Source organism: Rodentibacter haemolyticus (assembly GCF_015356115.1).
GTDB lineage: Bacteria > Pseudomonadota > Gammaproteobacteria > Enterobacterales > Pasteurellaceae > Rodentibacter > Rodentibacter haemolyticus.
In genome coordinates, this window is the sequence record NZ_CP063056.1 from 1,825,564 (window position 1) to 1,845,679 (window position 20,116).

General features: G+C 42.6%; 17 protein-coding genes and 1 riboswitch. Of the genes, 13 read left to right on the top strand and 4 right to left on the bottom strand.

Annotated features, from left to right (window positions below; genetic code table 11):
* Positions 1–46 precede the first annotated feature (46 nt).
* The 3 genes from IHV77_RS08645 to IHV77_RS08655 form a co-directional block, all read right to left on the bottom strand.
* Positions 47–376 carry a DMT family transporter gene (locus IHV77_RS08645; protein ID WP_194811567.1) on the bottom strand — a complete coding sequence of 110 codons (330 nt, stop codon included), beginning with the start codon at positions 374–376 and terminating at the stop codon, positions 47–49.
* Between the two features lie 63 nt (positions 377–439).
* Positions 440–2,098: a phospho-sugar mutase gene (locus IHV77_RS08650; RefSeq protein WP_194811568.1), complete on the bottom strand. Its 1,659-nt coding sequence runs from the start codon at positions 2,096–2,098 to the stop codon at positions 440–442.
* Between the two features lie 177 nt (positions 2,099–2,275).
* Positions 2,276–2,845: a DUF5358 domain-containing protein gene (locus IHV77_RS08655; RefSeq protein ID WP_408635265.1), complete on the bottom strand. Its 570-nt coding sequence runs from the start codon at positions 2,843–2,845 to the stop codon at positions 2,276–2,278.
* 160 nt (positions 2,846–3,005) lie between these two features.
* On the opposite strand from IHV77_RS08655, the gene menB reads away from it, so the two are divergent.
* From menB to accC, 5 genes are all read left to right on the top strand, one after another.
* Complete coding sequence (gene menB / locus IHV77_RS08660; protein ID WP_194811569.1) at positions 3,006–3,863, top strand: 1,4-dihydroxy-2-naphthoyl-CoA synthase; 858 nt, start codon at positions 3,006–3,008, stop codon at positions 3,861–3,863.
* Positions 3,864–4,086: 223 nt separating this feature from the next.
* Entirely contained in the window at positions 4,087–5,076 is a 990-nt protein-coding gene (gene menC, locus IHV77_RS08665; protein ID WP_194811570.1) for an o-succinylbenzoate synthase, read from the top strand.
* 57 nt (positions 5,077–5,133) lie between these two features.
* Positions 5,134–5,583: a type II 3-dehydroquinate dehydratase gene (aroQ, locus tag IHV77_RS08670; RefSeq protein WP_194811571.1), complete on the top strand. Its 450-nt coding sequence runs from the start codon at positions 5,134–5,136 to the stop codon at positions 5,581–5,583.
* Between the two features lie 336 nt (positions 5,584–5,919).
* The gene (accB, locus tag IHV77_RS08675; RefSeq protein WP_194811572.1) at positions 5,920–6,393 is read left to right on the top strand and encodes an acetyl-CoA carboxylase biotin carboxyl carrier protein; all 474 of its coding nucleotides are present in this window, start codon (positions 5,920–5,922) and stop codon (positions 6,391–6,393) included.
* Between the two features lie 61 nt (positions 6,394–6,454).
* On the top strand, positions 6,455–7,801 hold the full coding sequence (accC, locus tag IHV77_RS08680) for an acetyl-CoA carboxylase biotin carboxylase subunit (protein WP_194811573.1): 1,347 nt from the start codon (positions 6,455–6,457) through the stop codon (positions 7,799–7,801).
* 44 nt (positions 7,802–7,845) lie between these two features.
* Here the strand turns inward: accC and glmU are convergent, their stop codons facing one another.
* Positions 7,846–9,216: a bifunctional UDP-N-acetylglucosamine diphosphorylase/glucosamine-1-phosphate N-acetyltransferase GlmU gene (gene glmU / locus IHV77_RS08685; RefSeq protein ID WP_194811574.1), complete on the bottom strand. Its 1,371-nt coding sequence runs from the start codon at positions 9,214–9,216 to the stop codon at positions 7,846–7,848.
* A 124-nt stretch (positions 9,217–9,340) separates the two neighbouring features.
* Here glmU and IHV77_RS08690 point away from each other — a divergent pair, with 124 nt between their 5' ends.
* From IHV77_RS08690 to torA, 8 genes are all read left to right on the top strand, one after another.
* Complete coding sequence (locus tag IHV77_RS08690) at positions 9,341–10,090, top strand: DeoR/GlpR family DNA-binding transcription regulator (protein ID WP_194811575.1); 750 nt, start codon at positions 9,341–9,343, stop codon at positions 10,088–10,090.
* Positions 10,091–10,318: 228 nt separating this feature from the next.
* Positions 10,319–12,088 carry an L-fucose isomerase gene (fucI, locus tag IHV77_RS08695; RefSeq protein WP_194811576.1) on the top strand — a complete coding sequence of 590 codons (1,770 nt, stop codon included), beginning with the start codon at positions 10,319–10,321 and terminating at the stop codon, positions 12,086–12,088.
* A gap of 55 nt (positions 12,089–12,143) precedes the next feature.
* Entirely contained in the window at positions 12,144–13,607 is a 1,464-nt protein-coding gene (gene fucK / locus IHV77_RS08700) for an L-fuculokinase (RefSeq protein ID WP_194811577.1), read from the top strand.
* Complete coding sequence (gene fucU / locus IHV77_RS08705; RefSeq protein ID WP_194811578.1) at positions 13,601–14,038, top strand: L-fucose mutarotase; 438 nt, start codon at positions 13,601–13,603, stop codon at positions 14,036–14,038. The genes fucK and fucU overlap by 7 nt, the downstream gene beginning before the upstream one ends.
* An 18-nt stretch (positions 14,039–14,056) precedes the next feature.
* The gene (fucA, locus tag IHV77_RS08710) at positions 14,057–14,704 is read left to right on the top strand and encodes an L-fuculose-phosphate aldolase (protein ID WP_194811579.1); all 648 of its coding nucleotides are present in this window, start codon (positions 14,057–14,059) and stop codon (positions 14,702–14,704) included.
* 45 nt (positions 14,705–14,749) lie between these two features.
* A complete protein-coding gene (fucP, locus tag IHV77_RS08715) occupies positions 14,750–16,036 on the top strand; it encodes an L-fucose:H+ symporter permease (protein ID WP_194811580.1) in 1,287 nt (428 codons plus the stop codon).
* Positions 16,037–16,280: 244 nt separating this feature from the next.
* A complete protein-coding gene (locus tag IHV77_RS08720) occupies positions 16,281–17,399 on the top strand; it encodes a NapC/NirT family cytochrome c (RefSeq protein WP_194811581.1) in 1,119 nt (372 codons plus the stop codon).
* Between the two features lie 6 nt (positions 17,400–17,405).
* Positions 17,406–17,541: riboswitch (molybdenum cofactor riboswitch) on the top strand.
* 16 nt (positions 17,542–17,557) lie between these two features.
* Positions 17,558–20,053, top strand: a complete 2,496-nt coding sequence (torA, locus tag IHV77_RS08725) for a trimethylamine-N-oxide reductase TorA (protein ID WP_194811582.1) — start codon at positions 17,558–17,560, stop codon at positions 20,051–20,053.
* The last annotated feature ends 63 nt before the right edge of the window (positions 20,054–20,116 follow it).

A 20,116-nucleotide genomic window follows, 5' to 3' on the forward strand; every position in this document is an offset into this window, starting at 1 on the left:
GCTGAGATAGAGGCGGTGCAAAAGAGCGGTCAATTTCCGCTCTTTTTTAATGTGCCGTTGTAGAAAACAAATTAATAATCAAGACACCGACAATAATTAATCCGATTCCGATTAATCCTGCCGTATCAATTTTCTGTCCAAAAGCGAAGTAGGCAACAACAGCGGTTAAGATAATCCCTACACCGGACCAAATGGCGTAAACCAATCCCACGGGTAAGGTGCGGAAAATAATGGAAAGCAAATAAAAAGCAATTGCGTAGAGTGTTAATGAGCCGATAGTTGGAGTGAGCTTAGTAAAGCCGTCACTCAGTTTTAGTAAATTTGTTGCAGCGATTTCTAAGCAAATTGAAATGGCGAGTAAAATCCAAGGATTCATTTATACCTCGTTAAAGAAAAAGAGGCACAAGTATGCACCTCTTTTCTGGTTATTAAAATCTAATTAGCAATCTTGTTTACCATAAGTCTCTTGACGAAGAATATTGCGAACACCCTCATCAAAATCAGCGAGGACTTGTTCTGCATTTTTCGGATCCGTGCCGCGTGCATCAAGATAGAACTTAATTTTAGGCTCCGTACCGGAAGGACGGCAAATTAAACGGCTACCATTTTCAAGTACGAATACTAAGATGTCGCTTTGGCGATTAGTTTTGGTGTGATCGATAAATTGCGCTACTTTCACACCGGCGATTTCAGTCGGCGGATTGTTGCGAAGTGCGGTCATTAATTTTGCAATTTCTGAAAGCTCATTCACACGAATAGAAATTTGTCCGCTGACATAAGCACCAAATTCTTTGGTAAACTCATCGGCATAATCAGCCAAGGTTTTACCTTGTTTTTTCAAATTCCGTACAAGGTCTAAGAACATAATTGCTGCAGAAATACCGTCTTTATCGCGTACTTTATCCGGATCAACCAGGTAACCGAGCGCTTCTTCAAAACCGAATAAGAGCCCTTGAACTTTACCGATATATTTAAAACCCGTTAGGGTTTCTTCTGATTGAAAACCGTATTTTTTCGCGATTTCGGCCAGTGCCGGGGAAGAAACTAAAGAGCAAGCAAGCACCCCTTGTTTTCCTTGTGCATGGTATTGTTTCGCCAAATGCCAGCCTAAGAAACAGCCTACCACGTTTCCGTGTAATGGTTTCCAGTTACCTTCCGCATCCGGCACGGCAACGGCTAAGCGATCGGCATCCGGATCGTTTGCGATAATAAATTCGGCGTTGTTTTCTTTTGCTACTTTAATAGCTAAATCCAACGCGCCTTTTTCTTCAGGATTCGGGAAATTCACGGTTGGGAAAGTACCGTCCGGCCATACTTGTTCTGCGACAATATGAGGTTGCGGTAAACCGGCTTTTGTCAAGGTTTTGCTTAAGACTTCATAGCCAACGCCGTGCATTGCCGTATAAACATAGTTAATATCGCATTGAGGTTCTTTTGCTAAAGAGGCGGTTTTCGCAATATAAGCATCAACAACTTCATCGTTTAACACAACATAATCGTTGCGGCGTGGTAAATCTTTGATATTGCCGGCAGCCACTTTATCGATTAATGCCGCAATGTCTTGATCTGCCGGAGAAACGATTTGCCCGCCACCGTTTGCTTTACCTAAATAAACTTTATATCCGTTATCTTCCGGTGGGTTGTGGCTTGCGGTAACCATTACCCCGGCAGTGGTGTCAAAATATTGAATCGCATAAGCCAATACCGGAGTTGGCAATTTACGCGGTAATAAATACGCTTTTATGCCGGCACCTGCCATAATCTCAGCGGTGTCACGTGCGAATACATCAGAATTTTTACGTCCATCGTAACCGATTACGATAGAAGGTGTTTTATCATAATTTTTTAAATAATCGGCTAATCCGCCTGCCGCTTGAGAAACAAGCACGCGGTTCATTCCCATCGAACCGGCTTGTAAGCGACCGCGTAATCCGGCGGTACCGAATTGTAAACGACCGTCAAAACGTGCGTGCAATTCAGATTCCGCTTTTTTATCACCACCTTTGGCTGCATTTAAAAGTGCGGTCAATTCTGCGTGAGTTTCTGTATCGGGATCTTGGCTTAACCAATTTTGTGCGAGATCAAAAATATTTGCCATAATTTCACCTTCTTGAGTTTAAATAAATACCTTGGATAGACTAGCGGAAAATAATTAAAGTTCAAAGGGGTATTTATTAAAAACTTGATCTACTTAATATTTTTTCTTTATATCATCGTTTGCATAAAAAAACGGTATTTGATTTTAGCTCGAATACCGTTTAAATCGGGTTTAACATCACAATAATAATGCCGAACCCCATTTTATAATATCAAAGAAGAATTTGTTTTGATTGGTTGCAATGCCGTCTTCAGGTTTCTTCGGCGTGCCGTCTTCGTTTTTTGTTTCATCAACCATACCGTTTTTATATTGACCTTTCACCACATCCAAATCATCACGGGCTTGTGTGCGTAATAGTTGACAGGCTTTATTTTCTAAAGGCGCAATCTCGCCGGATTGAGTACGGAATTTTTTAAATTGATAAGTAGCATAATTCATTGATTTTTCATCTTTTTGGATCATGGCGACATAATCCTCACCAATGATTTTTTCAAGCGGATAGAAAAAGACATATTGAGAATGAATATAGCTGTCTTCTTGCTTAAAATGTTGTTGCTGAATACGGGTAAGATTCGGATAAATACATTGTTCGGCTTGTTTACTGGCTATTGCCCATTGTTTTGCATCTTTATCCGAAAGTTGATAATCCGCACCGGCAAATTCTGCGGGAATAGGAGATTGCGGTGTGCCGAATAAACTGCAAGCACCGAGCAAAAACACCATACTAAAAGTAAGAATATATTTCACCGTTGATTCCTTTTATGTTTTATCAATATCTGTGGCAAACGGGGAAAATTCTAGCAATAACCGCCAAGAAGATAAAGGAGCAATTAAATTTTAGTTTTCCCGATTACAAAAACTTCCGCTATAATGACCGCACTTTTGTCTCAATTTAGAAGGTATTCTCATGCAAAATCCAAAAGATGATGTACTTTATGCGCCGGTTGAGTGGGTTGAACATAGCGAAGGTTATACCGACATTCGTTATCACAAATCTACCGACGGTATCGCAAAAATCACGATTAACCGCCCTGAAGTTCGCAATGCATTCCGCCCGCAAACGGTAAAAGAAATGATCCACGCATTTTCCGATGCGCGTTTTGATGAAAAAATCGGCGTGATTGTGTTAACCGGAGAAGGGGAAAAAGCGTTTTGTTCCGGCGGTGACCAAAAAATTCGCGGCGACTACGGCGGCTATAAAGATGAAAGCGGCGTGCATCACTTAAATGTGTTGGATTTTCAACGTGATATTCGCACCTGTCCAAAACCGGTTGTGGCAATGGTGGCGGGGTATGCCATTGGTGGCGGCCATGTATTGCATATGCTTTGCGATTTAACCATCGCCGCCGAAAATGCGATTTTCGGTCAAACAGGTCCGAAAGTCGGGTCATTTGATGGCGGTTGGGGGGCAAGCTATATGGCGCGTTTGGTCGGTCAGAAAAAGGCGCGCGAAATTTGGTTTTTATGCCGTCAATATAATGCGCAAGAAGCCTTAGATATGGGCTTGGTGAACACGGTTGTGCCTTATGCGGATCTTGAAAAAGAAACCGTGCGTTGGTGTCGTGAAATGTTGCGTAATAGCCCAATCGCTATTCGTTGCTTAAAAGCTGCACTAAATGCGGATTGTGACGGTCAGGCCGGTTTACAAGAATTGGCAGGTAATGCAACGATGCTATTCTATATGACGGAAGAAGGTCAGGAAGGGCGTAATGCATTCAATGAAAAACGCGCACCGGACTTCAGTAAATTTAGACGTAATCCTTAATTTATTACCGTAAAGTGCGGTTAGAATTCTCATTATTAACAGTTGCACAAATATTGTTAAATAACGATGTTGTAGGGTGGGCAAATTTTTGCCCACCATTGAAATTCTCTTTTTAAATCGGTGGGCAAAAATTTGCCCACCCTACTTTTCATTTTGGGCGACTGATAAAAATACCGAAAATTCTCATGGATTTTTAACCGCACTTTTTTGTATGAAAGCAAATATGGAAAAGAGATCTTTCAATCTTTACCGTTACGCCATTCCTGTTGATAGCCAACTGATTTTACGTGATCGATTTTTAAAACGCCGTGAAGGATTAATCGTGCGGGTAAATTGTGATCGTGATGGCTGGGGAGAGATAGCCCCTTTGCCCGGTTTTAGTGAAGAAACACTCGAGCAAGCCGAAACACAAGCGATAGAATGGCTTGAAAAATGGCGTGAAAGAGGTTGTGATGTACCGCAGCTTTCCCTTGAGGATGCTTACCCTTCCGTGGCGTTTGGTATCAGCTGTGCAATGAATGAAATGAAAGGCACTTTAAAAGAAGAGGGCAATTATCAAGCCGCACCGCTATGTTATGGTGATCCTGATAAGCTTTATGCGGAATTAGCCAATCTTCCGGGAGAGAAAGTCGCAAAAATTAAAGTCGGTATGTACGAGGCCAATCGTGACGGATTAATTGCGGATATGTTTTTAGAAGCGATCCCCGATTTGCGATTGCGTTTAGATGCGAATCGGCGTTGGACACTGGAAAAAGCGTTACAATTTGCTGCAAAAGTAAAACCTGCACACCGTTCCCGTATTCAGTTTTTAGAAGAACCTTGTAAAACACCGGTACTCAGTCGTGAATTTGCCGTGCAAACCGGTATTGCTATTGCGTGGGACGAATCAATACGAGAACCCAATTTTCAGCTTCAAAAAGAACCGCACTTATCCGCTATTGTCATAAAACCAACTTTAATCGGCTCGATTGAACGCTGTGTTGCGTTAATTGAACGGGCTAAGGCTTTAGGGTTAACCGCCGTAATAAGTTCAAGTATTGAAAGCAGCCTTGGTTTAACACAACTTGCACGTATGTCGCAGCAATATACACCTAATGTTACGCCGGGGTTAGATACTTTGGATTTAATGGATTATCAAGTGCTTCGCCCATGGCCGGGGTCTGATTTACCGCTTATCGGTTTAAATGCCGAATTTATTACAAAAATTATCTGATTCGACCACCGCTCATCATAAAATCAGTATAATTCCCCTCTTCAAAAAGGAAAAAATATGTCGCAAAAAACCCGAATTTTGCTGTTAAATGGCCCGAATCTGAATATGTTAGGCGCCCGTGAACCGAAACACTACGGTAGTTTGTCTTTGGCTTCGATAGAAGCAAATATCAATGCGTTGGCAGAGAAACACAATGTGGAGCTTGAATGTTTTCAGGCGAACAGTGAAGAAAAATTAATTGATAAAATTCATCAAAGTTTCCAACAGGTTGATTTTATTTTAATCAATCCCGCCGCCTATACTCATACAAGTGTTGCTTTGCGTGATGCATTGTTGGCGGTTTCGATTCCTTTCGTGGAAATTCACTTATCTAATGTTCACAAGCGTGAACCGTTCCGTCATCATTCTTATTTTAGTGATGTGGCGGAGGGCGTGATTTGTGGGCTGGGGGCGCAAGGTTACGAGTTCGCTTTTTTATTCGCCTTGAATTATTTAGCGAAGAAATAATAAAAAATCCTGTATTTTGGGCTAGATTTATAGAATTTTGTCGCATTTTCGCTAAATTTAGGGTAATCTCTGCGGCGCAGAAAACAAGTTTATAACTGACCGCACTTTTGGACATTTTCGGTATTGTGTATCAGTCGCAAAAAGAGAATTTTATATCCAATATTTAATTTGAGTAGGGTGTGTTGAGCTTTGCGTAACGCACCATTTTATCTGTCGGTGCGTTACGGCTTCGCCTAACGACATCCTACGATAATTTGTGCAACTGCTGCATCATATCGGGTATTTTTGGCGGTGAGAAAAGTGCGGTTAAAAATCTCATTATTTTAGGAAGAATATATGGACATTCGTAAAATCAAAAAACTTATCGAATTAGTGGAAGAATCCGGTATTACCGAATTAGAAGTGCAAGAAGAAGAGGGCACGGTGCGTATTAGTCGTGCGGCTCCGGTTGTAGCGCCTGCGGCTGTGCAATATGCCGCACCTGTTGCAGCGCCGGCTCCTATTGTTGCGCCAGCCTCAGCCCCTGCGGTGCAGGCTTCGGTTCCAGCGGCTCCTGAGGCTTCCGATGAGTTATCCGGTCATATTGTTCGTTCGCCGATGGTGGGGACTTTCTATCGTAGCCCAAGCCCGGAAGCAAAAGCTTTCGTTGAAGTCGGACAATCTGTAAAAGTCGGTGATGCGCTTTGTATCGTTGAAGCGATGAAAATGATGAATCGCATTGAGGCAGATAAAGCTGGTGTGGTGAAAGCTATTCTGATTAATGACGGCGAACCGGTGGAATTTGACGAACCGTTAATTGTTATCGAATAATCTTTATCTATTATCCAAAATGGCGGGCTTGTCCGCCATTTTTTAACAAGTGGAATTTCTTATGTTAGAAAAAGTTGTGATTGCCAACCGTGGTGAGATTGCGTTACGTATCTTACGCGCCTGTAAAGAGTTGGGCATTAAAACCGTTGCGGTGCATTCCACTGCAGACCGCGAATTAAAACATGTTTTATTGGCAGATGAAACCGTTTGTATCGGCCCTGCTCCTTCAACAAAAAGTTACTTAAACATTCCCGCAATTATTGCGGCGGCGGAAGTCACCGGGGCGGATGCCATTCACCCGGGGTATGGTTTTTTGTCTGAAAATGCTGATTTTGCAGAGCAGGTGGAACGTTCCGGCTTTATTTTTATCGGTCCGACGGCAGATGTGATTCGTTTGATGGGGGATAAAGTTTCTGCGATTAAAGCGATGAAAAAAGCCGGTGTACCTTGTGTTCCGGGATCTGATGGTCCGGTAGGCAATGATATTGCGAAAAATAAAGAAATTGCAAAACGTATAGGTTATCCGATTATCATCAAAGCATCCGGTGGCGGTGGCGGTCGTGGTATGCGTGTGGTGCGTAACGAAGATGCGCTTGAAGAATCTATCGCAATGACAAAAGCCGAAGCGAAAGCCGCATTTAATAACGATATGGTTTATATGGAAAAATACTTGGAAAATCCGCGCCATGTGGAAATTCAAGTATTGGCGGATACGCATGGCAATGCGGTGTATTTAGCCGAACGTGATTGTTCTATGCAGCGTCGCCACCAAAAAGTGGTGGAAGAAGCGCCGGCTCCGGGCATTTCTGAAGAAGTGCGCCGTGATATCGGCTCACGTTGTGCCAATGCTTGTGTGGAAATCGGTTATCGTGGTGCTGGTACGTTTGAGTTTTTGTATGAAAACGGTGAGTTTTATTTCATTGAAATGAATACCCGTATCCAAGTGGAACATCCGGTAACGGAAATGATCACCGGTGTGGATTTGGTTAAAGAGCAGTTACGCATTGCAGCGGGACTACCGCTTTCTATCAAGCAAGAAGATATTAAAGTGAAAGGTCATGCGATTGAGTGCCGTATTAATGCGGAAGATCCGAAGTCTTTCTTACCTTCACCGGGCAAAGTGAATCACTTACATTCGCCAGGCGGTTTAGGCGTGCGTTGGGATTCTCATATTTATGGCGGTTATACCGTGCCTCCGCACTATGATTCTATGATCGCAAAACTTATCACTTATGGTGATACCCGTGACGTTGCAATTCGCCGTATGCAGAATGCGTTGGCCGAAACGATCATCGATGGCATTAAAACCAATATTCCGTTACATGAATTGATTTTAGAAGATGAGAACTTCCAAAAAGGTGGTACAAATATTCACTACCTTGAGAAGAAATTAGGTTTACATGATTAATTAAAGACGGCTCACATAAAAGCGAGCCGTTTTTTATAGCTGATTTACTTTTTCTTAACCGGACGTTGCCAGCCCTGAATGTGGCGTTGCGGTACACGTGTAATAACCAACTCATCTTTGTCCACATTGCGGGTAATGGTTGAACCGGCACCGATAGTTGCTCCGTCTTCAACAGTAACCGGGGCGACAAGTTGCGTATCCGAGCCTACAAATACATTATCGCCAATGATAGTTTTAAACTTGTTTGCGCCATCATAGTTACAGGTAATGACCCCTGCGCCGATATTACAGTTTGCACCGATTTCACTATCGCCAACATAGGTTAAATGATTCACTTTTGAACCTTTGCCGACAACGGATTTTTTAATTTCAACAAAGTTGCCTACGTGGGTTTCGGCGGCAAGTTCCGTACCGGGGCGTAGGCGAGAGAAAGGACCGATAGCGGCTTTTTCACCAATGACCGCATCTTCCAATACCGAATAAGGTTTCACTTCTACATCATCACCAATCACAACATTTTTCAGCACACAGCCGGCACCGATTTTTACTCGATTACCTAAACGTACATCGCCTTCAATAATGACATTCGTATCAATTTTCACATCTTTACCGTGTTCAAGTGTTCCTCTTAAATCAAAACGCTCAGGATCAAATAACATTACGCCTTCAAGCAATAAACGATCCGCTTGTTTGCGTTGATAGTAACGTTCAAGTGAGGCAAGTTGTAAACGATTGTTTGCCCCTTCCACTTCCATCATATCTGAAGCTTGCACCGCAGTGACTTGGCAGCCCTCTTGATTTGCCAAGGTAACTAAATCCGTTAAATAATATTCGCCTTGGGCATTGTGATTATCTACACGGGCAAGCCATTTTTTTAAGCTGGCTCCGTCTGATACCATTACACCGGTATTCCCTTCTTGAATTTTTAATTGCACTTCATTGGCATCTTTTTGCTCAACAATCGCCACGACATTACCATTTTCACGAATGATGCGCCCATAGCCTGTAGGGTTATCTAAATTAACCGTTAATAATGCAATGCCGTTTTCAGGTTTCGCAGCAATTAATTCTTCCAATGTTTCTTTTGAAATAAGCGGCACATCACCGTAAAGTACGAGGATATTTTCATCATCTTTAAAAAACGGTGCGGCTTGTTGCACGGCGTGGGCTGTTCCCAATTGTTCCGTTTGCAGCACCCAATTTACCTTTTCGTTCGCAAGGCGTTCACGCATCAATTCGCCGCCATGACCATAAATTAAATGTACATTTTCCGCACCCAGTGAATTTGTCGTATCAATGACGTGTTTCACCATAGGTTTACCTGCAATGGTATGCAACACCTTCGGTAAGTCAGAATACATACGTGTGCCTTTTCCTGCCGCCAAAATGACCGCACTTAATGTTTTATTTGTCATAAATGTTCTCTTGAGATCAAAAAATGAGGTTATTTTAACGTAGAACACGAGAGATGATAAGTTGTTTATCTTTTCTAAGAAGACATATAATGAGTCGATTAATTTTAACCGGTTAGAGGCGAGTATGCGCAATAGAGATGAAATCATTCTACAATTAATTAATCAGCAAGGAAGAGTTGGTGTGTTAGAGCTGGCGAAACAGTGTACTGTGTCGGTGGAAACTATTCGACGTGATTTAAATCGTCTTGAAAAGAAAGGATTGCTTTATCGAACACACGGCGGTGCAGTCAGCAAGAAAACCACAGATCTGGGTGCTTTTTTTCAAACACGTCAGCATATTAACGCGGCAGCCAAACGTTATATTGCCAAAAATGCGCTTGAATTACTCTATGAAAATGCGGTTATTGGTTTGGATGCGAGTTCTACAAGTTGGTATTTTGCCCATTTAATGCCTGATATTCCCTGTACGGTAGTGACTAATTCGATGTTTAATATCAATGCCTTAGTGAATAAACCTAATATTAAGACAATTGTTACCGGCGGTGTTTATTCTTCAAAATATGAAGCCTTTTATGGTCCTTTATCCGAATATTTACTCCAACGTTTACACATTAATTTTTCTATATTCTCTTGTTCGGGTATTGATAGCCAAGGAAAAATTTGGGAGTCAAATGAGCTTAATGCTTCTATAAAGCGAAAAATGATGGATGCCTCGGAACAATGCTACCTCTTAGTTGACCATTCCAAATTTGAGAAAAAAAGCCTTATACAATTAGCTGAATTGAGAAAAATTAATACGATTTTTACGGACTCCGATCTGCCCTATGAACTTCAAAACTATTGTGAAAGTGCAGATGTAATGACTGTTTTATAAAAATAAATGACCGAATTGACCGATATGTTTTAAAAGATAGACTAATCGGTCATTAAATTTCATAAAAAATGACTGATTATTGTGATCTTACTCACAAATCCAAAACAAAATCCGTTTTCTCCCTGTCTTCCCCCATCATTTTAATCAAAAATGTTATCAAGTTAAGTTGATAAGCAACCCGCTCAACCGATTTCTTATAAATAATCCCAATGACAAAGGAGGGTTACTATGACATTTGTTTCTCATTCAAATCGCATAAAAATCGGCATTCGACCAACCATTGACGGACGTAGAATGGGCGTTCGGGAGTCCTTGGAAGCGCAAACGATGCGAATGGCACAAGCTGTCGCCACGTTGTTGGAAAGCCATATCCGCCATACCAATGGTGATTTTGTACAGTGTATTATTGCCGACAGCACTATCGGAGGCGTGGCAGAAGCGGCGGCCTGTGCCGAAAAATTCAAACGGGAAAACGTAGGACTGACGATTACGGTTACTCCTTGTTGGTGCTACGGCTCGGAAACCATTGATATGGATCCGCATATGCCGAAAGCCATTTGGGGCTTTAACGGTACCGAACGTCCGGGCGCGGTTTATTTAGCGGCTGCATTAGCCGGTCATTCCCAATTAGGGTTGCCGGCATTTTCCATTTATGGTACGGAAGTGCAGGAAGCGGACGATACTTCAATCCCGAATGACGTGAAAGAAAAATTGTTACGTTTTGCCCGAGCGGGGCTTGCGGTGGCAACCTTGCGTGGTAAATCTTATTTATCTATCGGCTCGGTTTCAATGGGCATTGCCGGTTCTATCGTGAATCAACAATTTTTCCAGGAATATCTTGGTATGCGGAACGAATATGTAGATATGACTGAAATCAAACGCCGCTTGGATCGCCAGATTTACGATCAAGATGAACTGGATTTGGCTTTATCTTGGGTGAAAATCTACTGTCAAGAAGGCATTGATGTCAATAGCCCGGAACACCAACGTTCTGCAGAACAGCGTGCCGAATTATGGGAAACGGTGGTAAAAATGACATTGATTACCCGTGATTTAATGGTGGGTAATCCAAAATTAGCGGCATTAAATTACGGAGAAGAAGCTCTTGGTCATAACGCTATTGCTGCCGGTTTCCAAGGTCAACGTCATTGGACGGATCACCTGCCGAACGGGGATTTTATGGAAGCGGTATTAAATACCACTTACGATTGGAACGGTATTCGTCCGCCTTATATTCTCGCCACTGAAAACGACTCTTTAAACGCCGTTAATATGCTATTTGGTCATCTGCTTACCGGACAGGCACAAATTTTTGCCGATGTTCGTACTTATTGGAGTGAAGATGCGGTTGAGCGGGTCACCGGGTTCCGACCTGAAAGCGGGTTTATTCATTTAATCAATTCCGGTTCAGCAACTTTGGACGGCACGGGGCAACATACCGATGCACAGGGCAATCCGGTGGTGAAACCGGTGTGGGAAGTTACGGAGCAGGACGGCAAACGTTGTTATGAACATACCCGTTGGTGTCCGGCTGTACACGAATATTTCCGTGGCGGCGGTTATTCTTCCCAATATCTCACCAAAGGCGGTATGCCATTTACGATGCACCGTATTAATCTGATCAAAGGCATCGGACCTGTGTTACAAATTGCCGAAGGCTGGTCAATCGATTTACCTGAACACGTCCATGATATCTTGAATAAACGCACTAACGAAACTTGGCCGACCACTTGGTTTGTACCTCGTCTAACGGGCAAAGGGGCGTTTAGCGATGTTTATTCAGTGATGGCGAACTGGGGGGCAAACCACTGTGTTGCGACTTACGGGCATATCGGATCGGATCTGATTACACTTGCCTCAATGTTACGTATCCCGGTTTGTATGCACAATGTGAACGATAGTGCGATTTTCCGCCCAAGTGCGTGGAACGGCTTCGGTCAAGATAAAGAAGGGCAGGATTATCGTGCTTGTGCCAACTTTGGCCCGCTTTACCGATAATCTCAAGTTTAACCAAAAAGTGCGGTTGATTTTGACCGCACTTTAGGAGAATGCTATGTCCGTTGTCTTAATTTTTGATTGCGGTGCAACCAATTTACGCACCATTGCCATAGATCAATACGGCAAAATTGTGGCGGCACATCATTTGCCGAATAAGACCAAACAAGGCTTAGAATCACCCGATTATCATATTTGGGATTTTGAAGAAATTTGGCAAAAATTATTACATTGTACTCAACAAACGCTTTCTCGTTTGAAAGAAATGACTATTCCGTTAAGTGAAGTCATTGGTATCGGCGTTACGACTTTTGGCGTAGATGGGACAATGTTTGATAAACAGGGAAAACAATTGTATCCGGTTATTTCGTGGAAATGTCCTCGCACGCAAATGATAATGCAACGTCTTGAGCATTATCTTGATGTACAAAAACTGTATCAACGTAACGGTGTCGGGCAATATGCGTTTAATACCTTATTCAAATTGTTATGGTTAAAAGAAAATCAGCCGACACTTTATGCCCGAATGGATAAGTTCCTGTTTATTTCATCAATGATTACCTATCGTTTGACCGGCAATCTCACCACCGACCGTACAATGGCGGGAACATCAATGATGACAAATCTTTCTAGCGGTGATTGGGATCAGGAAGTTCTGCAAGTATTAGGTTTAACACCCGACCGTTTTCCCCCAATGTTAAATGCCGGCGAGCAAGTCGGCGTGTTGAATGCGACGTTAACAGAACAACTTGGTTTATCGCCTATACCTGTTATTTCCTGCGGACACGATACGCAATTTGCCGTGTTCGGCTCAGGGGCGGCATTACATCAACCGGTTCTCAGTTCCGGCACTTGGGAAATTTTAATGGCCCGGACTCATATAGCCGAACCGGACATTGCTTTTATACCACAAGGATTAACCACAGAATTTGATGCACAGTCTAATTGTTTCAATCCGGCGGTGCAGTGGGTCGGCTCGGGTGTAATGGAATGGGTCGGCAGAATGTTTTTCTCCGATGTAATGAATAGTGAACGGTATTACGAAACAATGATCCGTGAAGCTGAACAACAAGCGGTTGGTTCCGGTGGTATTTTTGCCGGCGGATGTTTTTCTGAACTTCACAAGGGCACGCTTTACGGCTTATCAATGCACTGTCAACGGGGGCAGATCTATCGAGCAATGTTGGAGTATATGGCATTACGGCTGAAACAAGGCTTAACGGTTTTACAACAGGTCAGCCATTTCCAAGCGGAAAGTGTGATTTGCGTTGGCGGCGGTTCAAAGAACCGTTTGTGGAATCAAATTCGTGCCGATGTACTGAATTTGCCGATAGAGATTGTCGATGTGTCTGAAAGCACGGTGTTAGGCGCGGCAATGTTTGTTTTTACTGCGCTTAGAGTTTATCCGAATGTCGAAACCGCCCAACGGCAAATGCGGGCAAAAACACAACGAATCTATCCGTCGGCTCAATCCGTCGCTTATCAACAATGGTTACAGCAATATCAGGAGCGTCTATGTTAAAAGGTATTCACCCGGTAATTTCCCCCGAACTGTTAAAAATACTTGCCGAAATGGGGCACGGCGATGAGATTGTGTTGGCAGATGCCCATTTCCCGGCACATGCTCTTCATCATAAGGTGATTCGGGCGGATGGTGTCAATGTCGCCACTCTCTTAACCGCAATCAGTCCGTTATTTGAATTTGATACTTATGTGGATGCACCGTTAATAATGATGCAAGCGGTCACAGGTGATACGCTCGATCCGCAAGTTGAACAAAACTATGCCGCCGCCATTAAAAGTGCGGTCGGAAATTGTCCTGTTTTAGCCCGAATCGAACGCTTTGCTTTTTATGAGCGGGCGAAATCCGCTTATGCCGTCGTAATCAGCGGTGAAACCGCTAAATATGGCAATATTATTCTCAAAAAAGGCGTTACACCGATTTCATTATAACCATAAAGGAATTTTATTATGACAAGAATCGAGCTTTCACAAAAAATTATTGATACTTGCTTGGAAATGACCCGTTTAGGGTTAAATCAAGGTACCGCAGGTAATGTCAGTGTACGTTATCAAAACGGTATGTTAATTACCCCGACCGGCACTCCCTACCATTTGCTTACGCCGGAGCAAATTGTGTTTGTCGATAATAACGGACAGCATGAAGAAGGTAAATTGCCTTCCAGTGAATGGCATTTCCACCTTGCGGTTTATCAAGCCCGTCAAGATGCTAATGCTGTAGTACATAACCATGCCATAAATTGTGCGGCAGTTTCGATTTTAGAAAAATCCATTCCGCCGTTTCACTATATGATCGGGGTAGGGGGGGCGGATCACATTCCTTGTGTGCCCTATGCTACGTTCGGTACGCCAAAATTGGCGGAATATGTGCGAGAAGGAATCCGACAATCTAAGGCAATTTTGCTTGCTCACCACGGTATGATTGCCGCTGAAAGCAATTTGGATAAAGCCTTATGGCTTGCACATGAAGTTGAAGTGCTTGCCGAATGGTATATCAAATTGCTTGCTACGGGTTTGGATATTCCGTTGTTGTCCGAGCAAGAAATGTCAGTGGTATTAGGCAAATTTAAATCCTATGGGTTGCGTATTGAAGAGTAGTTTTCGCTTCCCTTTTCTTATTTTCCTTTACATAAGGAGTGATCTATGACTGCAAAAGTATTAGAGAAAAAGTATGTTGTTCCCTTTATTTTAATTACCTCATTATTCGCATTATGGGGATTTGCCAATGATATTACCAATCCGATGGTGGCGGCGTTTCAAACGGTGATGGAAATGCCGGCGGCTGAAGCAGCCCTTATTCAATTTGCGTTCTACGGTGGTTACGGCACAATGGCCATTCCCGCGGCGTTGTTTATCGGACGTTATAGCTACAAAGCCGGTATTTTGTTGGGCTTAGGGCTTTATGCTATCGGTGCGTTATTGTTTTATCCGGCTGCGATTTATGAAGAGTTTATCTTCTTCTTACTTTCCATTTATATCCTTACCTTTGGTTTGGCATTTTTGGAAACCACAGCAAATCCTTATATCCTTTCAATGGGGGATCCGAAAACGGCAACCCGCCGACTTAATTTCGCTCAATCTTTTAACCCATTAGGTTCAATTAGCGGGATGTTTATTGCCTCACAATTTGTCTTGACCGCCTTGGAATCGGATAAGCGTAATGCGGATGGTAGTTTAATTTTTAATACCCTATCTGCGGCGGAAAAAGCGGTCATCAAAACTCATGACTTAGAAGTTATCCGTAACCCTTATGTTATTCTCGGTTTGGTGGTTATCGGTATTTTTATTGTTATCGCTCTTTTTAAAATGCCGACCACCAAAATCGAAGAAGAGGCAAAAATTCCGTTTTCCACCGCAGTTAAACGTTTAGCGGCAAACGCCAAATATCGCGAAGGGGTGATTGCGCAAGTCTTTTATGTCGGTGTTCAAATTATGGTGTGGACGTTTATCATTCAGTATGCGGAACGTTTAGGGTTTACCAAAGCCGAAGCGCAGCACTACAACATCATTGCAATGGGGATTTTTATTATCAGTCGATTTATCAGTACCGCACTAATGAAATATCTAAAAGCGGAATTTATTTTAACCTTATTTGCAATCGGAGGTTTCTTCAGCATAGTAGGGGTTATCTTTATTGATGGCGTTGCAGGGTTATACTGCTTAGTGCTTACTTCAGCCTTTATGTCGTTGATGTTCCCGACGATTTACGGTATCGCGCTCAACGACCTAAAAGAAGAATCCACACTCGGTGCGGCAGGATTAGTGATGGCGATTGTCGGCGGCGCATTAATGCCACCGTTACAAGGAATGCTTATCGACCAAGGAACAATAATGGGAATGCCGGCAGTGAATGTTTCCTTTATCTTACCTCTCCTTTGTTTCGTAATGATTGCCATCTACGGTTTCAGAACTTGGAAAATACATAAATAAACTTGAATTTGACCGCACTTTAATCTGCACCCCAAAAGTCGGATAACCGAACCGACAAATTAAGGTGCGGATTTTTATGGGTAAACATTACTCAACGGCATTTAAATTAAACTACGTTAAATTTAATAGTTATTTTATTGATTCAAATCAATACATTCATCCACAAAAAATCCCTTATCTTGTTATCATCCCAATACTCAATTAGAGGTATCAATATATTTTGCTAGAGTAGTGAGAAGTGATTATGGCTAAATTAAAAAGTTTTTCGGTTTTAACCGCACTTATTTTTGTGGGGGTGGGGGCAGTAGTGCTTTTGGGGGTGCAACAAGTAATGAAGGCGACAAATTCCACTGAATTTTGTTTGAGTTGTCATTCTATGGAACAGCCTAAAGCGGAATGGGAAGCCAGTTCACATTTTTCCAATGCTAAAGGCATTCGGGCAGAATGTGCTGATTGTCATGTTCCGCAAGACGGCTTGCATTATGTTAAGGCTAAATTTATTGCTTTGAAAGATTTGTGGTACACCATCACAGATAAATTGCCGAACCAAGATGTTTATGAAAAATATCGATCAGAGATGGCGCAACGGGTTTGGAAAGAGATGAAGGAGACTGATTCAGCCACTTGCAAATCTTGCCACAGTGCAGATGCCATGGAATTGAGTGAACAATCCGAAGCAGCACGGAAAATGCATAAATTGGCACAAGAAACGAATCAAACCTGTATTGATTGCCATAAGGGATTAGTGCATTTTATGCCGGAAATGGAAGTCGATAATGCAGCCGCTGCGGATGAGTTAACGAAACATGGCGGCGAATTTTCTAATCATGATAAGACACTTTACGCATTAGCGATGAAATCGGTTCAATCGGTACAAGGTGGTGAGGTGCGTTTAATGCCTTATGCCGAATTAACCGATTGGAAAGAAACGAATGGAAAATTGACCGCACTTTTGAAAGGTTGGCAACAAGTCGGCGCTGAAAGTGTGATGTATATGGATTTAGGTAAACGAATTACGGTGGCATTACTTAGTGATGAGGTAAAAGATAAAGCACAGGTTGTGAAAACGGTGCACGATTCGGTCACTGATTCCGAATGGAATGCGATCACAATGGAAATCATTGCGCCAAAAGAAGCGGTAACAGCCAATATTTCCGCATTGAATCATTTTGGTAATAATTTAAATCAAACCCATTGTAGCGGTTGTCATGCGGTAATTGATGCGGATCACTATACGGCTAATCAATGGATCGGCATCGTAAATTCGATGAAAGATCGTACATCAATGAGTGCTGATGATGTACGTACTTTAACGATTTTCTTACAACGTAATGGGAAAGATATGGTCGGTTCATCTCACTAATATTTTTTAATCATAAGACACCGAGCTTATATGCCTAAGTCGAAAGATATGGTAGTAAGCCAGAATAGGCTCCGCTTATTCCATGGATACGCAAGAAATTGTTTATCCACTCGTATTTAGAAAGGGTCTTTATTTTAACTTTAAACCTGGAGTCTATTATGAAAAAAGACAAAATCAATACGAAGCGTAAAGACTTTTTGAAAAATTCCTCACTAGGCGCTGCCGGAATTTCATTAAGTGGAGCGATTGACGGTGGTGTTATTGGTGCGTTAGCTTCCGCCTCTGCAGTCGCAGCCGAATCTACAACGGTTGTTACCGCCGCACATTGGGGACCGCTCGGTGTTGTCGTTGAAAACGGTAAAGTGGTTAAATCCGGCCCTGCCATTGTTCCTGCATTAGAAAATGAATTGCAATCTGTGGTGGCTGATCAACTTTATAGTGAAACCCGCATTAAATATCCTATGGTGCGTAAAGGTTATTTAGAAAATCCCGGAAAGAGTGATACCACCCTGCGTGGGCATGATGAATGGGTGCGGGTTTCTTGGGAGCAGGCACTGGATTTGGTGGATAAAGAGTTTAAACGGGTTCGAGCCGAAGGGGGCTTCGAAAATATATTCGGAGGCTCTTACGGTTGGAAAAGTTCGGGTTCTTTACACTCAAGCCGTACGCTGTTGCACCGCTATTTAAATGCGACAGGAGGATTCGTAGGACACAAAGGCGACTATTCTACCGGTGCTGCTCAGGTCATAATACCGCATGTTCTCGGTACGATTGAGGTTTATGAACAACAAACCAGTTGGGAAACGATTTTAGAAACGTCGGAATTAGTTGTGTTGTGGTCAGCTAATCCGATTACAACGATGCGTATCGCTTGGACGGCAACCGATCAAAAGGGGTTGGAATATTTCAAAAAATTAAAAGAATCCGGTAAACGGATTATTTGTATTGATCCGGTTAAAAGCGAAAGCTGCGAATATCTTGGTGCGGAGTGGATTCCTATTCATACGGCGACTGATGTAGCATTAATGTTAGGCATTGCACATACTTTAGTTGCTGCTGACAAACATGATAAAGAATTCCTGAAAAAATACACGACCGGTTATGATAAGTTTGAACGTTATTTATTAGGAAAAGAAGACGGTCAAGTTAAAGATGCACAATGGGCAGCCGAAATTTGTGGCGTACCTGCGGAAGTTATTGGTCAATTAGCCAATGATTTTTCATCGAAACGAACGATGTTAATGGCGGGTTGGGGAATGCAGCGTCAACGCCATGGCGAACAAACTCATTGGATGTTGGTTACTCTGGCGTCTATGTTAGGTCAAATAGGTTTGCCAGGCGGTGGTTTCGGATTAAGTTATCATTATTCTAACGGCGGCGTACCGACAACAACCGGAGGGGTAATCGGTGCTATGTCTGCGACATTGGATAACGATACGTCAAATACAGGGCAATCTTGGTTATCAAAATCGGCTAAACTCAGTTTCCCGCTTGCCCGTATCTCAGATGTGTTATTAAATCCGGGTAAAACGATTGAATTTAACGGTACGGAAATTACCTACCCGGATATTAAGTTAATTTATTGGGCCGGAGGTAATCCGTTTGTACACCATCAAGATACCAATACGTTAGTAAAAGCATGGCAAAAACCGGAAACCATAATTGTTAATGAAGTTAACTGGACACCGACTGCCCGTATGGCGGATATCGTATTACCAATCACGACAAGTTATGAACGTAATGATTTAACAATGACGGGAGATTATTCAATGATGCATATTCTCCCGATGAAAAAGGTTGTGGAACCGCAATTTGAAGCTCGAAGTGATTACGATGTGTTCGCAGAATTGGCAAAACGAGCCGGGGTGGAAGACCTATTTACCGAAGGTAAAACAGAAATGGATTGGCTGAAATATTTTTACCAATCAGCATTTAATGCAGCCCGTAAAAACCGAGTGTTAATGCCAAAATTTGAGAAATTCTGGGAAGAGAATAAACCTATTACTTTTACCGCAAATGAAAAAGCGAAGAAATGGGTACGTTACGGAGAATTTCGTGAAGATCCGTTATTGAACCCATTGGGTACGCCATCCGGTAAAATTGAAATTTATTCTGAGGTCGTTGCTAAAATGCAGTATGACGATTGTAAAGGTCATCCGACTTGGATGGTGCCGGAAGAATTTGCCGGCAATGTAACGGCTGAAGCACCGCTTGCGTTAGTTACTCCGCATCCTTATTATCGTTTACATAGTCAATTAGCTAATACGTCACTACGTGAAAAATATGCGGTAAGCGATCGTGAACCTGTATTAATTAATACGGCAGATGCTAAGGTTCGTGGCATTGTGAACGGCGATGTGGTACGTGTTTTCAACCGACGCGGTCAAGTTTTGGCGGGGGCTGTAGTGACGGACGGAATCATCAAAGGCACAGTGGCATTATATGAAGGTGCTTGGTATGACCCGCACGAATTGGCTACGGCAGAAAAACCATTGTGCAAAAACGGTTGCCCTAACGTTTTAACCCGTGATGAAGGCACATCTAAATTAGCACAAGGAAACTCACCGAATACCGCTATTGTTCAGGTTGAGAAATTTGTAGGTGAAGTCCCTGCCGTAACAGTGTTTAAAGAACCTAAATATATGCAGATGTAATTTTAGGCGATTAGGCAATATAGATGTCGCCCAAAATGACGTATAGATTATAGGGCTGATTCC